Annotated in this window: 20 protein-coding genes; 4 read left to right on the top strand and 16 right to left on the bottom strand. The window is 52.9% G+C overall.

Annotated elements, in window-relative coordinates; all coding sequences use genetic code 11:
• Positions 1–103 precede the first annotated feature (103 nt).
• The 16 genes from B0B12_RS07330 to B0B12_RS07255 form a co-directional block, all read right to left on the bottom strand.
• On the bottom strand, positions 104–1,366 hold the full coding sequence (locus tag B0B12_RS07330) for a glycosyl hydrolase (RefSeq protein WP_244554621.1): 1,263 nt from the start codon (positions 1,364–1,366) through the stop codon (positions 104–106).
• Positions 1,367–1,393: 27 nt separating this feature from the next.
• Positions 1,394–2,233, bottom strand: coding sequence for a glycosyltransferase family 2 protein (locus B0B12_RS07325; protein WP_076667034.1), 840 nt, complete (start codon positions 2,231–2,233; stop codon positions 1,394–1,396).
• Positions 2,234–2,339: 106 nt separating this feature from the next.
• Complete coding sequence (locus tag B0B12_RS07320; protein WP_244554620.1) at positions 2,340–3,236, bottom strand: nucleotide-diphospho-sugar transferase; 897 nt, start codon at positions 3,234–3,236, stop codon at positions 2,340–2,342.
• Positions 3,237–3,338: 102 nt separating this feature from the next.
• The gene (locus B0B12_RS07315; RefSeq protein WP_076667031.1) at positions 3,339–4,640 is read right to left on the bottom strand and encodes an O-antigen ligase family protein; all 1,302 of its coding nucleotides are present in this window, start codon (positions 4,638–4,640) and stop codon (positions 3,339–3,341) included.
• Between the two features lie 40 nt (positions 4,641–4,680).
• Positions 4,681–5,874, bottom strand: a complete 1,194-nt coding sequence (locus tag B0B12_RS07310; RefSeq protein WP_076667030.1) for a glycosyltransferase family 4 protein — start codon at positions 5,872–5,874, stop codon at positions 4,681–4,683.
• Positions 5,875–5,952: 78 nt separating this feature from the next.
• Entirely contained in the window at positions 5,953–7,488 is a 1,536-nt protein-coding gene (locus B0B12_RS07305; RefSeq protein ID WP_076667028.1) for a lipopolysaccharide biosynthesis protein, read from the bottom strand.
• A 104-nt stretch (positions 7,489–7,592) separates the two neighbouring features.
• Positions 7,593–9,965: a GumC family protein gene (locus tag B0B12_RS07300; protein WP_076667026.1), complete on the bottom strand. Its 2,373-nt coding sequence runs from the start codon at positions 9,963–9,965 to the stop codon at positions 7,593–7,595.
• Positions 9,966–9,970: 5 nt separating this feature from the next.
• The gene (locus tag B0B12_RS07295) at positions 9,971–10,669 is read right to left on the bottom strand and encodes a polysaccharide biosynthesis/export family protein (protein ID WP_244554619.1); all 699 of its coding nucleotides are present in this window, start codon (positions 10,667–10,669) and stop codon (positions 9,971–9,973) included.
• Between the two features lie 522 nt (positions 10,670–11,191).
• Complete coding sequence (locus B0B12_RS07290) at positions 11,192–11,410, bottom strand: hypothetical protein (protein WP_076667023.1); 219 nt, start codon at positions 11,408–11,410, stop codon at positions 11,192–11,194.
• Positions 11,411–11,582: 172 nt separating this feature from the next.
• A complete protein-coding gene (locus tag B0B12_RS07285; protein WP_076667021.1) occupies positions 11,583–12,899 on the bottom strand; it encodes a sensor histidine kinase in 1,317 nt (438 codons plus the stop codon).
• Positions 12,883–14,262 (bottom strand): sigma-54-dependent transcriptional regulator, encoded by a 1,380-nt coding sequence (locus B0B12_RS07280; RefSeq protein WP_076667020.1) that lies wholly within the window; start codon positions 14,260–14,262, stop codon positions 12,883–12,885. The genes B0B12_RS07285 and B0B12_RS07280 overlap by 17 nt, the downstream gene beginning before the upstream one ends.
• A 54-nt stretch (positions 14,263–14,316) precedes the next feature.
• Positions 14,317–15,495, bottom strand: a complete 1,179-nt coding sequence (locus B0B12_RS07275; protein ID WP_076667018.1) for an ABC transporter permease — start codon at positions 15,493–15,495, stop codon at positions 14,317–14,319.
• A complete protein-coding gene (locus B0B12_RS07270) occupies positions 15,492–16,733 on the bottom strand; it encodes an ABC transporter permease (RefSeq protein WP_076667016.1) in 1,242 nt (413 codons plus the stop codon). Before B0B12_RS07270 ends, B0B12_RS07275 begins: the two co-directional genes overlap by 4 nt.
• Before the next feature lie 2 nt (positions 16,734–16,735).
• The gene (locus tag B0B12_RS07265; RefSeq protein ID WP_076667015.1) at positions 16,736–17,440 is read right to left on the bottom strand and encodes an ABC transporter ATP-binding protein; all 705 of its coding nucleotides are present in this window, start codon (positions 17,438–17,440) and stop codon (positions 16,736–16,738) included.
• 253 nt (positions 17,441–17,693) lie between these two features.
• Entirely contained in the window at positions 17,694–19,151 is a 1,458-nt protein-coding gene (locus B0B12_RS07260) for a TolC family protein (RefSeq protein WP_076667013.1), read from the bottom strand.
• A 110-nt stretch (positions 19,152–19,261) separates the two neighbouring features.
• Positions 19,262–20,506, bottom strand: coding sequence for an efflux RND transporter periplasmic adaptor subunit (locus tag B0B12_RS07255; protein ID WP_076667011.1), 1,245 nt, complete (start codon positions 20,504–20,506; stop codon positions 19,262–19,264).
• A 262-nt stretch (positions 20,507–20,768) separates the two neighbouring features.
• Between B0B12_RS07255 and B0B12_RS07250 the strand changes: the two genes are divergently transcribed.
• From B0B12_RS07250 to B0B12_RS07235, 4 genes are all read left to right on the top strand, one after another.
• The gene (locus tag B0B12_RS07250) at positions 20,769–21,737 is read left to right on the top strand and encodes a hypothetical protein (RefSeq protein WP_076667010.1); all 969 of its coding nucleotides are present in this window, start codon (positions 20,769–20,771) and stop codon (positions 21,735–21,737) included.
• Positions 21,738–21,813: 76 nt separating this feature from the next.
• Entirely contained in the window at positions 21,814–23,109 is a 1,296-nt protein-coding gene (locus B0B12_RS07245; RefSeq protein ID WP_076667008.1) for a S41 family peptidase, read from the top strand.
• Between the two features lie 78 nt (positions 23,110–23,187).
• Positions 23,188–24,327 carry an OmpA family protein gene (locus tag B0B12_RS07240; protein ID WP_076667006.1) on the top strand — a complete coding sequence of 380 codons (1,140 nt, stop codon included), beginning with the start codon at positions 23,188–23,190 and terminating at the stop codon, positions 24,325–24,327.
• Between the two features lie 160 nt (positions 24,328–24,487).
• Complete coding sequence (locus B0B12_RS07235; protein ID WP_076667005.1) at positions 24,488–26,266, top strand: aminopeptidase P family protein; 1,779 nt, start codon at positions 24,488–24,490, stop codon at positions 26,264–26,266.
• The last annotated feature ends 376 nt before the right edge of the window (positions 26,267–26,642 follow it).

Raw genomic sequence — 26,642 nt, 5'->3', positions numbered from 1 at the left:
TCCTCCCGAAAGTCGGAGCGACAGGTATAGCTAGGATAAGTGAAAAGTGGAGGAGGGTAAGCGTATAAATTTGCTGGCTTATACCTGCCAAAGTGTTCGCCTGCTATTGGATAGTAGTGGAGGTTCTCTCTACCGGGCGTGTCGTGTGGGGGCCAAGCAGGATGTTGTGCTCTTTTAGTTTGGACTTCCAGAGCTGGTACTCAGCTCGCTCGCTCTGTTTGTCTATCTCGCCAGTAATGAACCTATTGCTGTGCTCACGCACCGTACCGTCCGGAAAGTAATGGTTGTCGTTTCTGGCGTCCTGCCCCATAATGCCAATCACATTGTTGTGAAAGGTGTTGTTGAAAGTCGCATTCTTCTTGTAAAAGTCGTAGCCATAGAGCCCCTGTGTCCACATCTTGAATTTTTCGCCGTTCTCGAACCGGGCGGAGTTGACGGCTCGGTTTTTAAACACCTCAATGTTATTGCCGCCCGCAATGGCATAGTTGTAGTTGCCGAGGTTGACCGTTTGGTTCTCGTATACCTTCACGTGGGCTGTTGCCACCTCCTTCGGGTCGCCCATACCCTCCTCGTACCACGAGTCTGCAATAATGCCGCCACCTGAATAGTCCTTGCTATCGGCCGGGAAGGGGTAGGCGCCTTGTATGTAATTGTTGTGAATGCGGATAGGGGAGCCGGGCGTACCCCGTGAGTTCGACAGGTTGATATTATCTTCCACCAGCGACTTGTTCGGCTCGTTTATGATCTCGTTCCAGGCGATCTCGGCGTGCTGGATCGGGTTCCGGAAGTTGAGCTGTACAAACTGCGATCGGTACCAGCCCTTGTAAATGCGCCCGTCGATGTTTCGGGCCACGTTATAGCGGATCTTGATGGTGTTGTCAGGGCTACTGTCTCCTTTGTAGGCGTCCCCGATGTAGATGCCGGCCGTATTCTCCATATAGCAGTTCTCCACTACTACATGCTTGAAATCATTCACGATCAGAAACCGACGTGGCTTCTCATACAAAATCCAGGCGGTAGGCATAAGACCATAACCACGGGTATTTCTGATCGTGATGTTTGCATCATGCCCCCAGCTTTTGATCAGGTAGCCAGCTCCGCGGATATTGGAGTTCTCAATAATGACAGGTTCCGACGTTCTGATCTCCACTGCAGGCACTTCGGAGTCTGTTGATTCCCAATTGCCGGAATAGGTACCTTTTTTTGTGATCACGATCGGGTCGTCGTAGCCGACGGTTGTGGCTTTGGCCTTGCTTTTTGCGCCAGGAAGGTGCCCTTGGGTATAATAATAAGCAAAAAGCATTGCTACCACCACCAGGGGAATAACAATGCTCAGTGCTTTGAGGTATGGAAAGTTTCGCTTCAAATCAATCGCAAGGTGCATTAGCAAGTATTACCTTAAAAAGTACCCGACGAGCCTGCGCGTATAGCCGTTTGCCAGGTGAAACGGAATATAGGGTGTCGGGCAGTTCTTCAACGTAAATCTGGTAAAGTCGCGCAGGTTACCGCCGCCCTTCAGGTCGAACAGGTGCTTGTAGTAGTTTTTAAAGCTCTTCGTGCTTCTAATCTGACGCTCTCCGCTTTCTTCCGGGTAGGTAAGCAGGCGGGCATCGTAGTTTACGTACAACTCAAACCCGGCTCTTCTGGCCGTGTGGGTATAGTCGTAGTCGGCAATGTAGTGCGGGAAGCGGTCCTGGTCAAAGAGGCCGATCTTTTCAATCACCGCACGAGGTATAAGCAATCCCCTGCCGGGCAGGTGGGTAACGGCATGCAGGCCCTTTTGCTCGTCCTTTGACAGCGTAGGCAGCACTTCTTCGATGGTGTTCAGCAGCCAGTTCAATCGCTCACCGCCAAAAATAGGCTGTTGTGTGTTGGCATCCAGCTCAAGAGCGCCCAGCAGCGCCTCAGGTTTCTGGGCATGCCAGAAGTACATCTTCTCTATCAGGCGCTCATCCGTGATCACGTCGTTGTTCATGGTCATGATAAGGGGCGCTCCTTGCTTGAGGGCGTGGCGGATGCCCATGTTCACGCCGGCCGTCCAGAACAAACTGCCGCTGCCTTTGAGTACTTCCACCTCCGGAAACTCCTCCCGCAGCATGTCTTCTGTGCCGTCTGTAGAGCCATCGTCCACAATTACGACTTTAAACCGCTGGTCCGTTTGCTTCTGCAGCGACAGCAGGCACTCTCTTGTATATTCTTTCCTGTTGAATACAGGTATAACGATGCTTATCATATGGTTCAAAATGTAATGCTGTTAGCAGGTATAGCTTGTAGGCCGTCTTGCAGCCGAGCAGCCCCGACAGCATTTTTACGAAAATCAAAAATGTTGTTGGATGATCTTACAAATTAAAGCTTAGGATGCTCTTCAGCTTGGAGCTCACCTTGCCCTTGATCAAGTGATTAAAGTTCTTGGTGTCCGACTCGATGTCGCGCACGACAAAGCGTGGGTGGCGGAGCGGGAAGGCAATCTCGTTTTCCTTGATCTGTGCCTTGTTATCGTGAGTGTTGAAGGTATGCGTGGCGTCCTCTCCGAAGCCGATGTTGCGCACCAGGTTCACCTCAGGCACAATGCACAGGCCCGAGTTGCTGTAGACCGTAAACTCCCACTGGTAGTCCCAGATGTCACCATTCGGGATGCTGGCAAATGCTTCCTCCAGCTTACTCAGGCGGTAGGTTTCCTCGAACTTGTTCAAAAACAAGCCTTTCAGGTAGCCTTTCTCCTTGAGCTCCGGGTAGGCTTTGAGGTTGAAATCGAATAGCTGCCAGGCTCTGCGCCAGGTGGCCCAACCCCAGGCATTCACCTTGTTGGAGAAGTAGTAGGAGTAGTCGTTGTCGCGGCGCCAGCCGTTCAGGTAGTTGTTGCCGCTGATGTGCATGATGCGCGTGTCGTGCTTGTATTTCTCCAGCAGCTCCTGGCAGAACCAGAAAAAGCTTTTGGACGGAACGCAGTCATCTTCCAGTATAATGCCGGTCTCTTCGTGCTCAAAAAACCAGCTGATGGCGGTAGCTGGGGCCACACCACACTTTAAGTTCTTCTCCTGGAAAAGCGTTTTTACCTCGCAGTCCCAGTCCACTTGTTCTACAATGCGTCTTGTCTCGGCGCATTTAGCTATATCTGTCTCTACGCCTGGTCTTGGTCCGTCGGCGGCTACATAGAGGCGCGAAGGCTTTACCTGGCGGATACGGTCGAATACTTGTTGTGTGGTATGAGCTCTATTGAATATAATTAACAGCACGGGTGTGTGCAAAGGGGTATTGGGAATAGAATTACTCATCATATTAAGGTATAACGATATGTCTGTATTGTATACTGAAATTGCTGCCAGAGGTTTCTAAAATCAGGCGGCTGTAAGCTTTCTGTACTGCCCGATTGCTTTGGCCTTCCAGCGGGCTCCAAAATCGCGCAGGTAACTGGTTTTCTCAACGCCGTCTTCCTCCATGTACACGATCGTCCAGCCCAGTATGGCATAGTAAAACACGGGCAGCACGTACGAGAAACCGTAAACGAAGCCCGTGCTGATAAAGGCCAGCAGGATGATCTGGTGCACCGTCATGGCTTTGGAGCGCAGTCCTTTTACGATCGCGTAGATCGGCATGATGGAGTAGATGGCCAGCCCGACAAAGCCGGTATAGAAAAGGATGTCTACATAGAAGCTGTGGAAGTGGTGGCCCTGGCCATCGTCGAATACGGGCTCGTTGGTGTCGTCGCGCCAGAACTGAATGGGCAGCTCAAAACCTTCGAAGCGCATCCCCACCAGCCAGTTGTCCTGGATAAAAGGCAGGTACGACATCCACTGAATGTATCGCCAGCCGCCGGTGCCCTGCGAGTCGAAGTTCTCGATGTCAGAGAAACTGTCTTGTATCTTGGTGATGATCTCCGGATTCGTCGAGAAGAGGAAAGCGCTGCTCGCTATACCTGCAATCAGCAACACGATGCCAATGGGCATGAACTTGGTCACAAAGTTGATCGACAATCCCGACTTAAAACGGATCAGCAGGTAGTATACCACCAGTATAATGGCAGTGGAGATCCATACGGTACGGTGCTGAAAGAAAACGATCGAAACCAGTATGAAGAAGGACATGAACAGGCTGGTCAGCTTGTTGTGGAAAATGTACTGGCTGAGGAAATACATAAACGGAATCACCAGCATGTAGACCGATGAGGCGTATACCCCGCGCTCGTGTGAGGTAAAGGCGCCCAGGCTGAGTTTGTCAGGGTGCACAACGACAACGCTGATCCAGAAACCGCCCAGTATGAACCAAACCAGGTGCGAAAACTTCAGGTGAAAATTGCCTTTGTAGAAGGTATAGACAAAGAAAATGAAGTAAAACAGAAACAGCTTCTGAAACACGTGCGGGTATACCATGGGAGTACCATAGAAGTAGTACGACTCAAATACCATGGCAAACACATACAGCGTGGTCAGCGCAAAGGCCACCCGCATGACGGGCGACATGCGTTTGAAGTAAAAAGCGCTGTAGCCAAACGACACGACCGCCATCCCTTTCAGCAAAAGATTCAGCATGTTTCCCTGCGCTTCAAGGTTGTGCGGAAACGCCAGCTCCGTGAACATGTTGTCCATCAACAGGATCAGGGCAATGGGTATAATGAATATGAAGCTGTAATTGAGTTTCATGTTTTGCTTTCAGTTTAAAGCCGTGTTTGCCGCCAGCAGGCTAGGCAACTTTTTGAGGCTTGTCGGGCTGCTGTACAACAGGCTTCAGGTCCCTGCCTAAAACTTCGCTGTAGTAGTCCAGGTGTTTGCGTACGATCACCTCCTCCGAGAAATTCTCCTCCGCATAGGTATAGCCGGCATGCGCAAGTGTCTGGTACAAGTCCCTGTCCGACAGGAGGCGGCCCACTTCGGTTGCCATCGACTCCGGTGACTCCACATCGCTGAGTAAACCCGCTTTGCCGTAATTGAGCAGATGGGGAATGTAGCCACTGGCCTTGCCGCCAACCGTCGGCGTACGTGCCACCATGGCCTCGAGTAGCACCATGCCAAAGGACTCTTCTCTGGACGGATGCAAAAGCACCTGGGCGTTCTGGATCAGCTTGAACACATCGTCGTATGGCATCGGGCCCATAAACCGTACGCCATCTGTTAAGTTTTGTTTCTCGGCATACTGCTGCGCCAGCCCTCCTTCTTCCGAATCGACCCCTACCAGGTAGTATTCCAGGTCCGGAAACTGCCTGCGCAACAGGGCGAAAGCCTGCAGGCCGTTCTCAATGTTTTTACGCTGCGTGAAGCCTTGGGCGACCGTGATAATGTAATTTCCTTTCTGGGCAGTAGCCGACAGGCGCTGCTCTAGTGTGCTTGGGTAAAAGTTGTCAATGACCCTGGTTTTGGACTTCGTTTTTCGGTCGAGCTGGTTGTAGGTATAGACTGAGTTGGCCAGCAGGAAATCCGCCTTGCTCACGACGATGTAATTGATCATCCAGCGCACCAGACGGAACATGTCCGGAATTTTGCGCAGAATCTGGAGGGCCACGTCGTGCAGGCTCACCACAGTAGGTTTTCCGGTTTTCAGGGCCGCCCAGGCGAACTCGTAGCTCCAGAAAGCACTGATGAAATCAGCTGGGTGTGCCACCATCATCTTCCGCATGTCTTCCACCTCAAACAAAAAGAAACGGCGACCGGGCTGCGGCTTCTGGCGGCTGATGCATACCTTCAGGTTACCGCTCTCCAGCACCATCGGCTCCGCGATTTCGGTCGAGTTAGTATAGGCGATGACTTTAAACCCTCTTTTAAGCAAGGCATTGATGAAGTGCGAGGTAAGCGGAAACGCATTGGTCTGGGGTAAACTTGTGTCTTTCAGGTCCCAGTCAAGTATTCGCAACTCAATGGGCCCGGCTACTCCTATCGTCATTTTTGTCTTCTTCTAATTAAATTCGTGTGCACTAGATGAGCCAAGGCCGGCTAACGCGGCTGCCTGTTTATACCTTGTTTATACCTGCTCAGTTTCTTTTATCAGACTCTTTCTATACCGCATCAGCATACGGCCATAGTACGAGCTGGGGTTGTCCTGTACCCCCAGTTTGGAGAAGATCATTTGCAGTTGCTCCCTGAGCGCGCTGTGCGGGAAAAGCAGGATCATGGCCAGAAACACAAAGCCGCCTACGATCATCTGCGAGACCATGACCACCAGGTGCGGTAGCTCCATGTTGCGCAGCAGGCTGCTCAGCAGGTATACCACGATGGCTACCACCGCGCCGTTCATAATGCCTGGCAGGTATACCCGCATTTGCTTCCAGTAGCTGATCTCCAGGATCTTCTTCATCAGGGTCTGGTACATGCCGATGCGGACAAGCTCGCTGATGAGGAGCGCAAAGCCGAAGCCCACCAGACCATAATCGCGGAGCAGGAAAAACAGGCCGCTGATCACGACAATCAGGGTGATGGTAATCACGATCTTCCAGTTGAGCACGGCCTTGGCGTCGCACACGATGCCGGCGAACATGGTCACGAAGCTGAGCGGGATGGCCAGGCTGAGTACCTGCAGCACAGGTATAGCCTCCAGCCACTGGTCACCCAGCAACACATGCACAATCTCGGGCGCAGCCACCATGATGCCCAGGCAGACAGGTATAATGATGGTAGCCAGCAGCGTGGTGCTCGACAGGTATACCTTGGCAAGCGTTGCTGTTTCGGACTGCAGTTTGCTGAATGAGGGGAACACCACACGCGACACGGTACGCGTCAGATTATACATGGGCAGGTTCACCAGCATGAAGGCCCGGTTGTAGATACCCAGTTTAAAGGCACCGAACACACGGCCGATTAGCAAGGTGGCCAGCTCGCTGTAGATGAACTCGAAAAAGCTGATGACGGACATTTTGCTACCGTAGGCCAGCAGCGCCCGGTAGGCTTCCCAGCGCACCACCGGCAGCACATTGTGCCGCGCCATGGCATGGGCACCGATCGCTACCAACAGTTGCTGCACGAGCGAGGCATACACCAAGCTCCATACCCCAAAGTCCAGCCAGGCCAGCAGGATGCCCACACCCAGGTATGAGACCACATAAGAAGCCGTCTCGACAATGCTCAGCTCCTTGAAGCGCATGTTGCGCTGCAGCAGACTGGTGGCCGTGGCCGATACGCCGCCAATGACGAACGCCAGCGCCATGACGCGCACAATCGGCACTACCTCGGGCATGTCGAAAATAAGGGTGGCGTAAGGAGCCAGCGCCCAGGCCAACACCGTGAACACCGCACCGAGCAGGGCCGAAGAGGTAAAGGCCGCCCGGATGTTCTCAGTGGTCAGCTCCTCTTTCTGGATGATGGCCTGGTTCAGGCCCAGGTTTGCAAAGTAGTACCCGAAGCGCAGGATAACGGCCGAAAGCGCCACCAGACCAAAGGCCTCGGGAGCAAGCAGGCGGGCCATGGCGGAGGTATAGCCAATCTGCATCACGGCGTTGGCGATGGTGCCCGCTGAACTCCATTTCAACCCGCTGACCGCTTTCGAAGCTAAATTCTTACTCATGTGTAATTTCAGGTAGTCGTGCTGCTCTCAAAAAAAGGTGCCGCAGGAATCTGCATCCTACAGCACCTTCTGTTTCAAGCGCGCATTTATTTGTTGCTCAGGCGCTAAACGTAGTAGTAGCTGCCTTTTTTCTTGTATCCGTACTCGTAAGTGTTGTTGTAATCCAGGTCGTTGATCACCATGTAGATGTTCTTCAGCTTGCGGGCCGCGTACAGCTCGTTCACCTGTGTGAGCATGTCCTTGCTGGTGTACTTGTGCTTCACCACATACAGGTTTACGTCCATGTGCTTCATCAGGATAAAGTACTCAGCCACAAAACCGATCGGCGGCGTGTCGATCACCACATAGTCGTACTGCTCCTTCAGCTTAGCGATCAGCTCGGTCATGCGCTTGTGCTCCAGCAACTTGATCGCGTTGTCAGGTATAGGGCCGCACGAAATGATGTCCAGGTTCTCGATGTCAGTTTTCTGGATCACTTCCTCCAGTGGCAGTCCCTGGCTCAGGTATGAGGAAAGGCCGGCCGCGTTGTGCGTGTTGAAGTACTTGCCAAACGTAGGCTTGCGCATATCCGACTCGATCAGGATGGTACGCTTACCGGCCATGGCCATCTCGCTGCTTAGGTTAACGGAGGTAAACGTTTTGCCCTCGCCCGACACGGATGACGTTACGCCCACCACCTTGAAGTCAGTTTCAGACATCAGATACTGCAGGTTAATACGGATGGACCTAAACGACTCGGCAATGGCAGAGCGCGGGTTGTTTTTTACGGCCAGCTTGTCGGCCTTGGTGCCGTGTGCGATCACGCCCAGGAACGGGATGTTGGTCACGTTGTTCAGGTCGTTTTTGCCCTGTATGGTATTGTCCACGTTGTCCATCAGCACGATGAGCACAGCAGGTATGATCAGACCCAGGATAAGGGCCAGCATAAAGATCATTTTCGGCTTCACGTTCACCGGACCGGAACCCCACATGGCGGCTTTGTCCACGATCTTCTTGTCGGTGGTGTTTGTAGCCAGGGCAATAGCCGCTTCAGCGCGTTTCTCGAGCAAAAAGTCATACTTCTTATTCACGAAATCGGCCTGGTTCTGCAGATCCATCAAACGGCGCTCATGCTCGGGCACCTTCGCTATACCTGTCTCGAGCTGACCGATGCGTTTGTTTGCATTGGCAATGGAGATATCGGTGGAGCGGATCAGGTTTCGGATGTTCGCGATAATGGCATTGCGCGTGCTTTTTATCTCACTCTCAATTACCTTTATTTTCGGGTTTTCTGCCGTGGCGCTCACGCTGTAAGAGGCGCGCTGCTGGTTCAGGCGCGACAGCTCAGCAAACAGGTTGGCCAGGTTCGGGTTCTGCACGCCCGCCACCGCCGGCGACACCGCCTGCGTGAAGCTCTCGTCGTCTTCGATCTGCTCGAGCACCGTCACGTAATACTGCTTCTCTGTGCTCAGCTTCGATTTCTCCATTTCCAGCTGCGCCAGTTTCTCGTAGCTGATATTCGACTGCACATCGATGTTGGCGATGCGGTTAGACGAACGGAACGAAGAAAGGGCCTGCTTGCTCTGACGGAGCGAGTCGGAAAGGCCGGCGATCTGGCTGTCGATAAACTCGAGCGTTTTCTGACCGTTCATGTTCTTCTCCTCCAGGTCGCGGGCCACGTAGGTCTCCATCAGTGTGTTCAGGAAGAGCATTTCTTTTTCAGGTATGGCGCCCTTGGTGCTCATTTCCAGCACGCGCGCCTCACGCTCAATCGGCTTGATGTGCAGGCTGCTGGCATACTGGGCCACCAGGCTTTCCATGCTGTTGAGCACGAAATAGTGCTTTTTGGCGTCGATCTTGTCCTCCGGATTGGCGCGCTCCACCGTGAAGCTGAAGTACTTGTCCTTGTACGGCTTGCCAAACTCGAGCACCTTGGTAAAATTTACCTCCGGCACTATCTGCTTCACGGTATGGCTCGTGTAATCATACAGAGGAGGGTTTTCGGCCTTCACGGTCAGCTCATATTGCTTATCGTTGAGCACGCGCACCTCCAGCGGTATGTCCACAATCTGCAGCGAGCCGGTATCGAGGCGCACCACAAACGGGGCATTGTCATACTGCTCTTCTTTAATCAGGTCCAGTCCGGTGTTCAGCCAGTGGTCGGGCACCTTGTAGTAGGACACCGAGAAATCAAGCTGCTTCAGGGTGCTGCGAATCATGTCCGCCGAGGTCAGGATGCCGATCTCGTCTTCCACCTTGATGCCCTTGTTCTGCACATCGAGGAGGTTGAGCAGTTCCTGGGCCTTTTTAGAGCCAGTATGCTGGTCGCCCAGCAGGAGGGTGGATTTAAAAGCGTATATGCGGGTTGAGCTTTTGACATAGACGTAGGCCCCTGCCATCGCCACCAGTACGAAGGCCATGAACAGGTACCATCTGGTGCGGAACTTGAACAGCCAGCTTCTCAGGTCTATTTCGTGCGCTGTATTTTTTCGTTTCATGGGTACTATTTAAAGTAATTCAGGATAACAGCCGCTGTGGAGATAACTCCCAGGGCAATGGTGATCACATTGAGTCCCACCAGGTTGTCGCGTTTCACCTGCGCGACAGAAGGTTCTACATACAGCACGTCGTTAGGCTGCATGAAGTAGTATTTTGATTGTACGATGTTCGGGTCTTTGAGGTCAAGCAGGACTACTTCTGATCCGCCGGGCGTCTGGCGCACTAGTTTCACATTCTCACGTGCAGCACCGCGCGTCAGGTCGCCTGCCATGCCCAGCGCGTCGAAGAGGGTGGCGCGCTCGTTGTAGACAAAGTACTGGCCCGGACGGTTTACCTCGCCCAACACGCTCACTCTGAAGTTGATGAGTTTCACCACCACGGTGGCGTTGGTGATGTAGCGGTCCACGTTTCGCTGAATCAACTCCTGCGACTGCTGCAGGGTGAGGCCCGATACTTTCACTTTTCCCACGTTGGGGAGATTCACGTTGCCTTCATCGTCCACGGAGTAGCCGCTCAGGAACATGGTGCCCGGGTCGGCGAAGCCGAAGGCGCTGGAAGGGGGTACAATGTTGTAGATATTGGATATTTCTGGTTCCAGGCTTTGTACTTTAATAGAGAGCACGTCGGCAGGCTGCAGCAGGTATGGCTTGTAATTTGTTTGCATCGGCGTGGCCACGGTCTCTTTCAAATTGTCATTTTGCATGTATACAAGCTCTTTTTTGCTGAGGCACGATGTTGCGCTTATCATTAGGAGCAGGAGGTATACGACTCTTCTCATGGGTTTTGCTTAAGGGTGTTGTGATGGATGATACTTGTCTGTTTGTTTTGTGTCGGATTGTGTTACCCAAAAAATTGTATCAGCCATATATACTATGGGAGCCACAAAAAGATGCTCATTTTCAAAAATATTATGTGAATTTAATGTATAAGATAGGCTTGTTTTAAAATAAGTTTCTGATCAACAGTGATTTGTATTTTTTATGTACTTCGGTTAAAGAACGCTTTACGACATGACAATTGCACAGCATCAGCCATTTGATATAAAGGTTTTATTGGAATAATAATATTATTTGTTTTGATATGGGTTCGTCACGGAGAGGAGGGCAGAAAAATGTGACGACTGCTGTTATACCTGGGGCTGGCATAAAACAGAGCCACCTTCCCCATGCGCTCGGCACGAAGAAGGTGGCTCACCTACTTATATAAAAAGTATCCGGTATGCGGGTTATTCAATCCATTTGGTACGGCGATGCTTGGCGCGGGGTGCCGGGAGCTGGTTCTGTCTCTGTTTTAGTTTATCAGATGCCTTGCGGGTCAGCTGCTGTGAGTATCCGCCAGCGTGTTCAATAATTCCACCTTTCAGCTTCCAGCCTTGCGGAAATAATACGGCAACCTCTGTTGCCAATGTCTCTAGATTAGGGGCTACTACTATATTGTATTCCATCTTTGTGAGTAAATAAACAAACTATAGAACCAATATAGCGGATTGTAACATAGGTTGTATGCGTCTGGCTACGAAATTTGGCGAATGAAGTTACATTCAAAATAAAATTTAGTAGATTATGAGAATGATTCAATAGAAAAGAGGGGTTCGGTCGCTTTTTGACGAATTTGTGCTATTTGGAATTTTCTGTTGTAAGATGAATTCTGAATGAGGTCAGCCCGTTTTCCTCAGATTCGAGCGAGAACCGGAAGCCGTGGCTGAGCAAAATCTCCCGGATCATGGTCAGGCCGATGCCCTGGCCGGTTTCTTTCGTGCTGAAGAAGGGGGTGAAGAGCTTCGGCCGAACATGCTCCGGTATACCTTCGCCGTCGTCGGAAATGGTGAGACAGAGCGGCCGCTCCTGCAACTCCACCCAAATATTACCGTCCGATTTCACAGCTTCCATGGCGTTTTTCAGGATGTTAAGCAGGGCCTGTTCTATCTGCTGCTCATCCATCGGGATGCACAGTGGCGCGTCAGGCAGTTTCAGGCTGAGTTTAATCTGCCGCTGCTCCAGCTGGGGCAGCATCAGGCGCTCGAGCCGTTTGAGCAGCGCCTGTACCTGCACGGGTTTTTTGGAAGGGGCGGGGAGGCGCACTACATCCGCAAAGTTGGCCATGAACCGGCTTAGGTTCGCGTTCCGGTCGATGGCCACCTGCAGGGCATAGGTAAAGTCCTCGCGGTGTTCCTCGTCGATCTGCGGGGTATAGAACTGCACCGAGTCCAGGATGGAGTTGATGGCGCCGGTCGAGTTGTTCACTTCATGCGACATCATCCGGATTACTTTTTCATAAGCCTGGCGCTCGTTTTTGATGATGGCCTCGGTGAGCTCCTCGATCATAATAAAAGCCCGTTGGAAGCCCCGGTCGATAAAATGTGCCCGATGTGCCCGGAAGGTGCGGATGCCGTTGAGGCGGAAGGTATAGGGTTGACCGGCCTGTACCTGTGTGAGCTCCCGCGCCCAGGTATTGGGAAGCGTAGCCAGCTCGCTGCCCTGCCACGACTGACCGGATAGGTATAGGAAGCGCTCGGCGGCGGGGTTGATGCTTTCGATACGGCCATCGAAGTCGAGGAGGATGATACCGGCGGGGGAGGCCTGGATGATCTTTTCGAGCAGGAAATGTTTCTCGGCCTGAGCCACGCGCTCCTGCCGCAGCTGCTCGATCATGCGGTTGTACACGTCCACCAACTCGTCGAGCTCGGGTTGCCCCACCTGCACAAACTTCGTCGAAAAGTCCTTGTCGCGGATGGACTCTATACCTGCCCGGATCAGGTTGAGCGGTTTGAAAAAGGCATTGTAGAGGTTGACGGTCAGCACCACGGAGAATAGCACCAGCAGCTCCATCCCGATAAACAGCCACTTGTTTTCCTGCAGCAGGAAATAGGCCATGATGGCTAAGAGGACGTGCAGGACAACTGCGAAGAAGATGAACTTAGTCCTGAGCTTCATACGGGATGCCAAACTTTTCGAGGCGGCGGTAGAGGGCGGCACGGCTCAGGCCAAGCGCACGGGCCACTTTGCTGATGTTGTTGTGGTAATAGGCCATGGACTTGCGAATCATGGAGGCCTCCATTTCGTCGAGCGTCATGGTGCCCACGGCAGGCAAGGCTTTGTCGCCAGCCTTTACGGGCCCCTGCTGCGCCTGCGCCTGGAAATCCTCCGCGCGTAGCACCTCGTCTTCGGCCACCAGCACGGTGCGCTCCACCAGGTTCTTCAGCTCGCGGATGTTGCCCGGAAAAGGCAGCTCCTTCAGCCACTGCAGGGCTTTGGGACTCAGCGCCAACTCCGGCCGGTGGTAGGTCTTCTTCATGTTCTCCACAAAAAACTGCACCAGCAAAGGGATATCGTCCGGTCGCTCTCGCAGCGAAGGTATACGCACCTTGATCAGGTTGATGCGGTAGAACAGGTCCTCGCGGAATTTGCCTTCCTCCACCATCTGCTCCAGGTTGCGGTTGGTGGCGCACACCACCCGGATGTCGAGCTTGCGGGAGCGGCTGTCGCCAAGCACTTCGTAGGTGCGGTCCTGCAGCACGCGCAGCAGTTTTACCTGGCTGTTTAGATCCAGCTCGCCGATCTCGTCGAGGAAGATGGTGCCCTTGTTGGCCATTTCGAAGCGGCCCACCCGGTCGGCTTTGGCGTCGGTAAAGGCGCCGCGCTTGTGGCCGAACATCTCGCTTTCGAACAGACTAGCCGAAATACCGCCCAAATTCACCTTCACGAATGGCTGGGATTTGCGAAGGCTGTTACGGTGCACGGCCTCCGCAATCAGTTCCTTGCCCGTGCCGCTTTCACCCTCGATCAGCACCGAGGCATCGGTTGGCGCAATCTGCCCGATCCGCTTCAGGATTTTGAGCAGTTGCGGGTCCTGGCCCACAATGTAGCCGAAATCATACTGCTGGTCCAGCTTTTTACGGGTGAGGGCTTCGTCCTTGGCCGGAGCCTGCTGCGACAAGCTGAGCGCTGTGCGTACCGCCTGCACCAGGTAGTCGTTGCTCCAGGGCTTGGTAATAAAGTCGGCCGCCCCCAGCCGCATCCCTTCCACAGCCAGGCTGATGGAGCCCCAACCGGTAATCAGGATGACGGGCAGCTCCGGCATACGCTGCTTGAATGCCTCCAGCAGCTGCAGCCCGTCGTGGCCGGTGGTTTCGATGGAGAAGTTCATGTCCATTATGACGAGTTGCGGTGGGTGCTGCTGCGCTACTTCCAGCGCCTCTTTCGGGGAGGCCGCTTCTTTTGTCTTGAAGCCGTGCTGTTTGAGCAGGATGCTCAGCGAGGCGCGAACGGCCACATCATCGTCTATTATCAGGATCATGCGCGGTGTGCTTAATTTCTGCTCTAAATTAAGTTTTTTGTGACTTATTTGCTATTATTCTTCATGCAAAGCCAGGGCCGGATGAATGGCAGCGGCCTGTCGGCTCGGGTAGAAGGCGCAGCCAATAGCCAGCAGGTAAATAAGCCCTACGGCTATACCTAATGCGATGAAGTAAACTATCGATTCGACCTCAAACACCTGCAGCAGCGGAAACTGAACCGCAAAGGCCACGCCCAGCACCAGGCCAAATGTCGCCAGCACGAGCACCTCGCCTATGAACTGCCGGTATACCTGGTTGGCAGACGCACCCAAGGCCCTGCGCAGGCCGATCTCGCCATTTCGGCGACTGATGTTATACCACAGCACCCCAAAAAGCCCCAGCGCCACGTTGAAAATAAGGAAACCACACACCACGGCCATCGCAATCATGGGTACTAAGGAAAGCTTTTCTTTCGTCTGTCGCATTTTTTCGACAGTCGTCAGCTCCAGCGTCCAGTTTTTGGCGATGCCGCTCAGGTCTTTTACCATGCGTTCTTCAAAGGCTATACCTGTGCCCGGCTTCACCCGGATCAGCATCTCGCCCCAGAAAACAGCCACTTTCTGCTGATTGATGCGCGTAAACAGCACCGGCGATTCTTCAGAATATTCGCTGCTGCCCCGGTAGTGGTCCACCACGCCGATGATCTGCACCTGGCTGCTGTCGTTTCGGGTAATCAACTTTCCGACCGCGCTTTCGGCTCCGAACAGTTCCTGCTGCAGCACGCGGTTGATCACGACGGATTCATAGCGTGCGGCATCATCCTGTTTTGTAAACCAGCGGCCAGCACTCACGTTCAGCTGCAGCACTTCGGCAAAGGTATCCTCCACGTCGATGTTCTCAACCAGTATGCGCGGACCGCCCTCTACCTGGGCCCATACCTTCATCTGGCTGAAAGCGAAAGGGGAGTTGCTGCTGACCAGGGCCGTACCTTCTACCTCGCCATACGACCGGATCTTTTGAGCCAGTTGCTGTTCTACAGCTATTCTTAACTCAGTGGAGTCGATGTCGGCGCGGGAGGTCAGCAACCACACGTTGTCGTACTCAAAGCCGAGGGGCTTGCTATAGTTGCGCACGTTGTACACGACCAGGCTCAGCACGGCGAAGAGCACCAGGAAGCAGAAGAAAATCTCCGAGATGAGCAGGAAGTTGCTTTTCTTCCTGTTCCAGATCAGTTTAAACAGATGGCGTATCATTGATTACCTCCTTTCAGTGCGGCCACCGCGTGTAGCCTCGACATTTTATAAGCCGGGTATACCCCCGAGACAAGTCCAAAAATCAAACAGAAAAACAAACCGAGCGCGAAAACCCGCAGGTTCAGCCCCAGGTCGGCATACACGATCACCCCGCTGTCGTTGATCAGCCACAGTACCCCCGCCGACAGCACAAACCCGAGCAGACCGCCTAGCAGCGTCAGGAAGATGTTCTCGATGATAAACTGGCCGATGATGGTGGAAGAAGTAGCCCCAAAAGCTTTGCGGACGCCAATTTCAGAGGAGCGCTCCATGATGCGGCTGATGTTGATGTTAGCCAGGTTGATGGCGGGCAGCAGCATGAACAGCAGCACCGCAGCAGCCAAGATCGCATAGAGCTTGGCCATACCTGTGTCATCGTCATTGCCTAAAAAAGTTCGGGCAAAACCTTCCACAATCGAGTCGGGGTAAGAGTAAAGTTTGGTGCCTTTTTCCGGGTGCTGACGCTCCACATCCTGCAGCATCACCGCGAATTCATTCTTGATGTTGTCGATGTCCGACGCTTTATGAGCTTTGATGGTGGCAAAATAATCGCCGCGCAGACTCGTGGAGCTGTAGTCTTCGGTGCGCAAACTGATCGGTACCCACATATCGGCATAGGAGTGGAGTCGCAATACGGGCACATCTTTCACCACACCCACCACCGTGTAGCTCACCTGGTCTGCCACAATGGTTTTGCCGACTGCCGTGGTATTGCCAAAGTAGTTCTGGCGTGTTGCCTCGTTGATTACGGCCACGCGCTGAGCATTGCGCACTTCCTGTGCTCCGAAAGGGCCGCCTTCCACAAATTCGAAATCCAGTATCTGCCAGAACTCACTGTCGGTAAACTTGATGTCGAGGGCCAGTTTCCGGTTGTCGATGTAGCTGTTCACGGTTTGGAACACGGAGTTGACGGAGACCATCTCCGGTGTGGTGAGCGTGCGTACTCTTCGGTCGAGGAAGGTATAGCTGGGCGGACCGCTCATCTGGTAGTCGCCGTCTTTGCGTTCCTGCATCATGTTCACAAACAGGATGCGGTCGAGGTCTTTCTCGGGCATCTGCGGACCGAAGGCATGGTCGTACAGGGCGGTGGCCACCATGAGCACCATCAAGGTAAAGCTGATGCCGAAAAGGCTGATGAAGGTAAAGAACTTGCGCCGCAAGAGCACCTTCCAGGCTATTTTAAGGTAATTCTTTAGCATGGCTATACCTGTTGAAAGTCGTAGGCGTTGGTTTTTGCGTCAGATACCTGCTGTCCGTCAAAGAAACGGATGAGGCGCTCGGTCTTCTGGGCCATGTTCTCGTCGTGCGTCACCATCACGATGGTGGTGCCGTCCTGGCGGTTGAGGTTGAGCAGGATGTTCATGATCTCTTCGCCCATCACCGAGTCGAGGTTACCGGTGGGTTCGTCGGCCAGGATGATCTCGGGCTGACCGATCAGCGCGCGCGCAATGGCCACCCGTTGGCGCTGGCCGCCCGAAAGCTGCGTCGGGTAGTGCTTGGTGCGGGCGCTCAGACCCACTTTCTCCAACGCGGTGAGGGCCATGTGTCGGGTTTCGGCGGCGGAGGTGCCACTGCGGTAAAGGAGCGGCAACTCCACGTTGTCGAGCACGCTCAGGTCGTTGATCAGGTGGTAGCTCTGGAACACGAAGCCGATTTTCTGGTTGCGGATGTGCGCCAGTTCATTGTCTCTATACCTGCTGATGGGCTTGCCGTCTATCTCCACGATGCCATTGGTCGGTTCGTCGAGCAGGCCCATGATGTTGAGCAGCGTGGACTTGCCGCAACCCGATGGCCCCATCACCGACACAAACTCCCCTTTGGGTATGTGCAGGTTGACGTTGTGCAGCGCTACCGTCTCAATGGTCTTGGTCTGGTAGACTTTTTCGATGTTCTTTAACGTGATCATAGTTTTATGTCTTGATGGTTGAATTCCTAAATTGTTGTATTTAAATGGTTAAATTGTTGATGGTTAAATTGTTGGATGAATGATTAATCTTTCACTAACCTTCCTTTTAAAGAGCACCCCTACCACCGGAGAGGATTCCGCTGCATGATTATCAGTACACGATTCGGAAGGTCGCGACCTGCACCTACAGCTATACCTATCACATTTTCAAATCTTAGAATCTCCAAATCTCCAAATTTCAAAAATCACTCATTCACTCAATTATTTTCCCCTGTTCAAAGTCAAATAGCGTCAACTGCCGCAGCATGTAATGTGCCGTCCAGAACTCACTCAGCGAGGCAATATGGGCGCGGCGGGCCTGGTCTTTTTCGGCCAGGGCGATGTTGAGGTCGGTGATGCTGATGCGGCCGATTAGGAAAGTGTTGCGGGCGATCTCGTAGCGTTCCTGGGCGATGGCGTCGGCTTCGGCGGTGGTGGCGATGCGGGCTTTCAGGGTATTGTATTGGTTTACCTGCGTGAGCACGGCCTGCTCAAAATTGGCCTCTTCCTGGTCGACGGTGTACTGCACCAGCTGTTTGTTCAGCTCGGCTACTTTATAGATGGAGCGCTGCCGACCCCAGTCCAGGATAGGCATGCTGAACCCGATGCGGGCGCGCTGCTGGTTTTCGGGACTGGTATAGATGTCGGTGAAGGAGGCGCCGCGGTTGGTAAGGCCGAAAGTGGCAAACAGGCTGGCGTTCAAACCATTGTCGCCCTGTGCTTTGGCCATCTGCGCTTCGGCCTCCAGAAGTCTTCTGCTGAAGTTGATGCTCTCTTTCCTGTTTTTGCGGGCTTCGGCCAACGCTACTTCTGCCAGCACGGTTGTCGCAGGTATACCTTCCGGCGCCAGCAACTCTAACTCGTCTGTTTCTTTCATGCCGATGTAGGTTTTAAGGGCAAGGGCGGCGGTCTGTTGATCGAGGGCGGCCTGCGCCATGGCCAGTTCGGCGTTCAGCACAGCCAGGCGTAACTGTAGTAGGTCGTTTTTGGAAAGGCGACCAAGCTTGTACTTCTCCTGCGCGATCTGGTACAGGGTGTCGTTGCTTGACTGGTTTTGGCTCGCGATGCGCTGATTGGTCTGCGCCAGCAGCAGGTCGAAGTATAGTCTGGTAGCATTCACGGCTATCTTTTCGCGCTCCTCCAGGTATACCTTTTGCGATTCCTGGTAGCGGAGGGGCTCTATCTTTTTGGCCCAGGACAGCTCGTTGTAGGCAAACAGCGGCTGTTCAATCCCTACAATGGCGGGGTTTCCGTTGTAGCGGGTCTGGTCGCGGTCAAAATCGTCGAAGCGCTGCATCAGCGAGGTTACGAACACCCGCCCGCCTGTTGGACTCACCACCTGGTTCAGGCTCAGCCCCAACTCCGAGTTATTGATCGAAACCGGTTTGAAATCGGTGGTGCCGTCGGGTTGCGTAACCGGCATGATGGTGCGGCTAAAGTCAGGAAGGGTGCCGGTCAGACTGAGCTGCGGTTTGTAGTCCGATTTAAAGCTGCGCCACTGCCAGTAGCTGTTCTCGCGGCTGGTTTCGGCCTGCCGTGCTGTTGCTGACTGCTCCTGCGCTAGGGCAATCACCTCCTGCAGACGTAAGGTACGCGTGGCAGGCTGTGCTATACCTGGCAGACAGGGCAGCAGCGTCACAAACAGCAATAAGATCAGGTATAGCTTTTTCATGGTTCTATTTCGGTATCACGACACACGTATCAGGTAGCACGACTTCTTTTTTGACAAAGGACCATTTGACTTTCTAACTTTCTAACTCCCAAACTCCTCAACTTCCAAACTCACTTCACTTTCACTTTGTCCAGGTGCTGGTAGTCAGCCAGGTCAGAGATCACAACTTGCTCACCGGCTTGCACGCCGCTTTCCAGTTCCACGTAGTCGATGTTGCTCACGCCAATTTGGGCATCTCTTCGGATCAGCTCACCGTCGCGCAGCACGTATACCTGGGGCTTGGTAGCTGTTTTGAAGTAGGGGCCGTTTTTCACACGCAGCGTGTTCGGCTTGGCGGCAGTTTGCACATACACATCTACGCGCAGGCTGGGGCGCAGCAGCACGTGTGCTTTCTCTTCTAAGGCCACAAAAAAGGTCACAATACCATTTTCGACGGTCGGTTTGATGGAGGCCACGCTACCGTGGAGGTTAGTCTCGTTGATGCGCACCAGCACGCTGCTCCCGACGCTGATCTGGCTGGCGAAGGCATCCGAAATGGTGGCCTGCACGCGGTAGCTGCTCAGGTCAGCGAGGCGGGCAATGATGTCGCCGGCGTTCACATTGCTGCCGATCTCGTTTTTCACCCAGGTGATGACGCCGGGCTGCGTGGCCCGCACTTCGGCCTGTTTCATTTTGCGCTGCAGCTCCTCAATCGAGCGGCTCTGCATGGCCAGGGTATAGCGCAATTCCTGCTCGTCGGCTTTCAATAGTTGGCGCTCCGTTACGATGTCGCGCTCTATCTGGGCCAGTTCCTGCTGCGCGATCTTCAGGTTGAGTTCAGCCTGCTTCACACTCTCCTGCGTGCCACCCCCGATCTTGAGTAGGTATAGCTCGTCTTCGAGCTGGGCCTGCAGGCTCTTCACATGCATGAGCTTGATTTCCAGCTGCGAGGCCAGGGCGTTCAGTTTCTTTTCGAGGTTGAGATTGAGTTGCACGCTTTTGTGGCGACTCTGTTCCTGCTCGTCCTTCAGTTTGTCGTAAGCCAGTTGGGTATAAGCCCTGTCGAGTAACAGGATCTGGTCGCCGGGCTGCACCTGCTCGCCTGTGGTGTGCACTACCTGCTCAATGCGCGCCTGAATCGGACTGGTAATAACCTGCTCGTGCTCCGGCACCACCGTACCCGAGGCCGTGATGGTGGCTTCCACCGGCCCTGCTTCCACCACCGCAGTTCTGATCTCAGTTTGTGCGATGCTCGGAGTGATCAGGCTTCTGAAACCGAATATAGCGACTGCCACCAGGGCAGCGGCTATACCTAGTTGCCAGAAGCGTTTCTGCTTCCGGGCGTGTCTGGTGCTGGCTGATAATTCACGGTCCATCGTCTTGTATTGTGTATTGCTCGTGAGGGTATACCCAATTTGAATGCCAGTTATTTAAATAATTGATTTACTGTGGTTTACGATAAATATCGTAAACTTTTTATGCCATATGCCTGTCCGGAAATGAACAGTTTGTGCGGTTTTGAATTGGGATTTAGTCAGGTGAGCAATTAAAGATAGTATTCTGCTGATTTTTAGTAGTTTTAGGTGTGGGTAAGTCTCAGGCAACCTTCCATGCTACATAAAACTATTTCCATAAAAGATGAAGACAAACTATTTGCTATACCTGGCTGCGGTGCTGCTGCTGGCTTGCGGTGAACAACAGGTGAAAGATCCCGATGTTGCCGCTGAAAAACCTATTGAAACTTCCGTGCAGCTTACGGAAGAGGAAATAGATACCTTGCGGCAAAAGTGTGAAGCCTACTACGCCGGTCTGCATGTGCACGACTCGGTGCGGATAGCGTACCTGGACAAGGTTTTGGCAGACAGGAAAAGCAAACTTACTGAGAACAACCGCCGGTTTCTAACGCAACTAAAGCAGGATTTTACTACAAGCACACCCAAGCAGCCTCGTCTGACCATTGAACAGGCACTTTTCCCGGTTTTCAGGATTCCAGACCAGCCATTGGGCATTATCGGTCAGCGCATTCCGGATATGGACAAACCTGAGGAGTTTACAGATCTTTCTGCAGAAGCTGCGCTGCTGCAGAAATGGGTCGGTCCTGACTGGGCAAATAATAATGGAACCCGCCTGGTGCATTACCCTGAGTTACTTGAATCTGTTTATCCTGCCGGCAAACCCCAGGTATACCTGTACACCACCAAAACAACCCGCAAATCTAGGATAAAGGAGTTGGGATTCTACCAAAGTGAGTGTTCGGACTATTTCCATTATACCTTCGATGCGCAATCGTTGCAGGAAGGCGACGAATTACTTTTTGCCAGCCGCCTGCCACTCGACCTGACCTACGAAAACAATCCGGCTTTCGACAGCTGGTACAAGTCTAACTTATTGCCCGAGTGTGCCGACTGCCCCAGCAGCCACGATCAAGCTAAAACTGTTGCCAAGCTGACAGGTACCGAAAACCTTTACTTTATGTATGCGGACGCCTTCCCGGATAACCAGGAGCTGCACACACCGCTTCGGGCACTGGTAGCACAAGGAGATGATGGAAAGTGGCTATACCTGTGGTACAGCGACATTGACAATTTCGGTTGTAGCTGTTTGTAGGAAATGTATTCAAAAGTTAGTCTGCTATACCTGAACATGTTGTAGTGTTGTTATCAAAACACTTGATTTAAAGATCATGAGGATACTTCTGATATTAGCTCTCTTATTGTCTGCCCCTGTTGCAAATGCGCAGGTAGATGTGTACCTGGCCGACTTGGAAGCATTGAGGACTTTCCTGGAGAAGACGCCTTCTTATAGAACGCAGATCAGAGGCAGCAAGCTTTCTGCCTATAATGAGCTGTATGGACAACTAGCGGCAGACACGTCAGCTGACCTGAGCAGCTACGAGCAGTTTTGCAGGCTGTCGAAGCTTCTGTCTCCAATCCGGGACAATCATCTGAGTTTGTACCAGACCCCTCAATTCCATCACTTCAAGGACTCCGTCAGTACCAACAACTATGTAGCTTCAGAAGAGTTTCAGCATTATCCCAGGGTCGAACTTAACGTGGACTCATTAAAAAGCGTGTTGCTTCAGAAGCCGACAGACTCCGTTGAAGGGATCTATCACTTTGGGAAGTCTTACCGTGTGGGTCTTTTCCGGAGGAGCGACAAAGAATATCTGGGGGTGGTGCTGGACTCGGATGTAAAGGTATGGCAGAAGGGGCAGATTGCCGTTCGCCTTTACCAGACAGGGCTAGGTACTTTTAAAGCGGTATACGGTCATCCGGCCTACAAATATTTTATACTTCAGAACAACGAAAAACTTCGAAACCAGACGCTCTTAAATTCTCAGTTTTACGCTTTTGGTGCCCTGAATCAATACACCAAACATCAGCATCAGACTGACTACATAAATATACCCGGCACTTCTAGGTTTGAGTTGAAAAGTGTAGCCGACGATGTGCAGTATCTGTTGATCCGGAGTTTTCAGGTGAACAGTGCTACCCGGCAGCAATCACAGGCCTTTTATGAATCCATCAAAGATTCCCTCACTGCAGACAACCTGATCCTGGACCTGCGAAACAACGAAGGTGGCGCCCCGAAAGAAATGTTAAAGTACTACAAGCTACTGAGGGAATACTCCAGAAAGGGTAACTTGTATGTGCTCCTTAATAATGGTACGCTCAGTCAGGCCGAGATTTTTACCTTGAAGCTTCAAAAATTGAAGAACACCACGACTGCAGGGCAAACCACTAAAGGGATGTTGAGTTACGGCAGCAACTATGGTAAACGAGAAAAATTGCCAAGCGGGCAATTCGTTCTCTATATCACGGATACTAAAAATAAAAGAGCATTCCTCAAATATGAAGAGCGGGGCATTGATCCGGCGATCGAACTGCTACCTGACGCTGATTGGACCGACCAGATACTAGAACGAATAAAGGGAAGAAAACCAGTTGTTTCAAGCGAAAACCGGCCTGAAAAGGGGTAGGCCGGGCGGACGTTTTCATATTTATAATTGTCCGACTCTCCACCACACCCTCTGCCATTGGTCCCCGTAAAAACAGAGATGAAAGCGCTGCTGCTATACCTTCTTTTCAGCTTGTACCTGACTCAGGGTATGGCGCAGAATCTGGTGCGGAATCCCAGCCTGGAACAGCTGAAAGGTGGGGTTATCGGATTCAAGGGAGAGAGCGGTACGCCCGATGTTGCCGCTGTGGAAGGAAAAGTCGTGCAGTTCCCGCCTTACTTCAACGCCTTTCAATCGAACACGCCCTCCCGGCAGGTTTCTACCATCCAATTCGGGGAGGTTTGCCTGTGCCAGTGGTTCAGTTTTGAGGCGAGTGAGCTGACGCAGGTGGAATTATCGAAACCGCTCCGGAAAAATCAGGAGTATGTGGTCTCGCTCTATACCATCCGGGCCTCTGCCATCGAGCCGCCCATCAGTGAAGTGACGGTACACTTTAGAAGCAGACCCCTGGCAGCTATAAAACAGGTTTACGGCCTCAAAGAGCATCCCCTGACAGCGGCTACTATTTCCTATACCACCCTCAAAAATGCCACCGGAACCCCTTTGTTTTCCCGCACATCCTGGGAAAAAGTTAGCGGCACCTACAAAGCCACTGGTGGTGAACGCTACCTGCTGATCGGTAATTTTCTGGGGGCAAATGCTGCTGCGCTGAGTGTCATGAATCCGGATACCGTGGATAGCGACGAAGAACCTAAAAGCAGCAAGACCAAAGGCACCTATTACTGCTACGACAATTTCAGTGTCGTGCCAAAAGACGAGGCAGCCCGGGATACAGATGCTGTACCGGATGTGGCCCCTCCGTTGGCGTCGGGGAATGCGGCGCCCATAGCCATTGGCAGCACCCTCACGCTAGACGATGTGAATTTTGCTTACGGAGAACATACCATCCAGCCGGTAGCCTTTCCGCTACTCGATTCCCTGGCTGCTTTTATGGCAGCGCACCCACAAGTGGGCGTCCGGATTGTGGGGCACACCGACGATGTGGGGACCGATGCCGATAACCTCGCTCTCTCACAAAGAAGGGCCACTGCTGTGAAGGTATACCTGGAGGAAAAAGGGATAGCCGATCATCGCATTTCGGCCAATGGACTAGGTGAATCATCTCCGAAAACAGATAACCTTACCCAGGAAAACAGAGCCCTGAACAGGCGGGTGGAGATCGAGATTTTCCAAAAGTGAAGGCACCTTCCTTCTCATAAGGTATAGCCTTCCGTTTTCCAGCTGATATTTTCCATCCAGGTAAAAATTAACCAGTCGGCAAGCCACCAATCTGGACCCGGGACTGCGCATTTCTCCCCATCTTTCCTTAATTTGCCTCTTTCACAAAGCAACCATACCTATGAGTTATACAGAAAGACTGGCCGCCATACGCCAGCAAATGAAAGAGCAGGGGCTGAGCGCCTACATCATCCCTTCTGCAGATCCGCATATCAGCGAATACCTGCCCGACCGATACAAGTGCATTTACTTTGCCTCGGGCTTCACAGGCTCAGCCGGCACCCTGGTCATCACCCAGGACTTTGCCGGTCTTTGGACCGATGCCCGCTATTTTGAACAGGCCGTGGACCAGTTGGCAGCCAGCGGTTTTGAGCTGGTAAAGCTGCAGGTGCAGCACGCGCCGGAGTACATTGGCTGGCTGGCTGGCCGTCTGAACCAGGGCGAGACTGTGGGCTACGATGCGAAACTGATTTCTGTAGGTTTGGCCGAACTGCTGGAACAGGAACTGGCTCCGCTCGGCATAGCGCTAGCCACCGACCGCGATCTGCTGGACCCGATCTGGGAAGGCCGTCCAGACCTGCCAACTGCGCCGGCCTACCTGCTGGGAGAGGAGCTAACCGGACAATCTACCACGGCCAAGCTGGAAAAACTGCGTAAGTCGCTCCAAAAGCAGCGCGCCGACTACCACCTGATTTCCTCGCTCGACGACATGGCTTGGCTCTTCAACATGCGCGGTGCCGATGTGAAGTGCAACCCCGTGGTGCTGAGCTTTGCGCTCATCAGTCAGGAGAACGCCGTGCTATTCATTGACCAGGCAAAACTGAGCGAAGCCGACAAGAAGAAACTGATGGCCGATGGTGTGGAACTGCAGCCTTACGAAATGGTGGAGCGTCTGCTGGCCGAGCTGCCTGCTGGTTCCTCGATCCTGATCGACCCGAAACGCAACTGCTACGCCCTGTACAAGCAGTTGCCAGATGGCGTGCGCGTAATCCAGAACACCAACCCAACCACGTTCTTTAAGGCTGTTAAAAATGAAGTGGAGGTAGAGAACACCCGCAAAACGATGGTGAAGGACGGCGTGGCCCTGACCCGCTTTTTCAAGTGGCTAGAGGAAAACCTGGGCAAAACTACCATCACGGAGATATCAGTAGCAGACATATTGCGCGATTTCCGGGCAGAGCAAGAGGGCTTCATCGGTGAGAGCTTTGATACCATTGCCGGCTACAAAGCACACGGCGCCCTGCCGCACTACAAAGCAACGCCGGAGAGCGACGTGGAACTGAAAGCCGACGGCCTATTCCTCCTCGACTCCGGCGGACAGTACACCACCGGCACCACCGACATCACCCGTGTGGTATCGCTGGGTAACCTCACCGACGCAGAGAAGACTGACTATACCCTCGTGCTGAAAGGCATGATCGACGGCGCCACTGCCCGTTTCCCGAAAGGCACCCGCGGCTACCAGATCGACGCCATTACCCGCAAACCGCTCTGGGACCACGCCCGCAACTACGGTCACGGCACCGGTCACGGCGTTGGTTTTGCCCTGAACGTGCACGAAGGTCCGCATGTGTTCAACCCGTCGCCCACACCCGTGGACATCGAACTGGGCATGATCACCTCGGTAGAGCCCGGCATTTACAGACCAAACCAGTACGGTATCCGCATCGAGAACCTGGTGCTCACCATTCCGGACGAGGCCAATGATTTCGGCGAATTCTTTACCTTCGAACACCTGACGCTGGCGCTAATTGATACCGCTCCGGTGAAGAAAGAGCTGCTGGACGAGCGCCAGATCCAATGGCTGAACGATTATAACCAATTGGTAGTAGAGAAGTTAGGTCCGCATTTGAGCGAAGAAGAACTTAACTGGCTGAAGGAAAAGGCGAAAGCTGTTTAGTTGTTGATTGATAATTGTTAAACCGGCTATACCTGCATAAGGTATAGCCGGTTTTTTTATTTGTCAGAAATAGGATTTTCGTGTACGATTAACCCACCCCTGCCCCTCCCAAGAGGGGAATTTCTGCAGCTACCAGTTCACGGCATAGGCTTTGATGTTTCTGTCACAAACTATAAATGCCCCTGGCAGGTATAGCAAGACTAACTATCAGCAGGCTATGCAACAACTAGCTATACAAGGTGCGCCTAATGACTATCCACTGTTGGGGGTGAAGGGGTCCCCCTGTCAAGAGCGTTCAGCGAATGGGGGTAGGGGCCCTCTTTATTTTCATCAAGGAAAAAAGTGAGTGCCCGCCGCACAGGCGAAACAGCGTCCC

The sequence above is a fragment of the Pontibacter indicus genome, from assembly GCF_900156345.1.
Taxonomy (GTDB): Bacteria; Bacteroidota; Bacteroidia; order Cytophagales; family Hymenobacteraceae; genus Pontibacter; species Pontibacter indicus.
The sequence above is the reverse complement of the archived record's forward strand: the minus strand, read 5'-3'. Positions and strand labels throughout refer to the sequence as shown.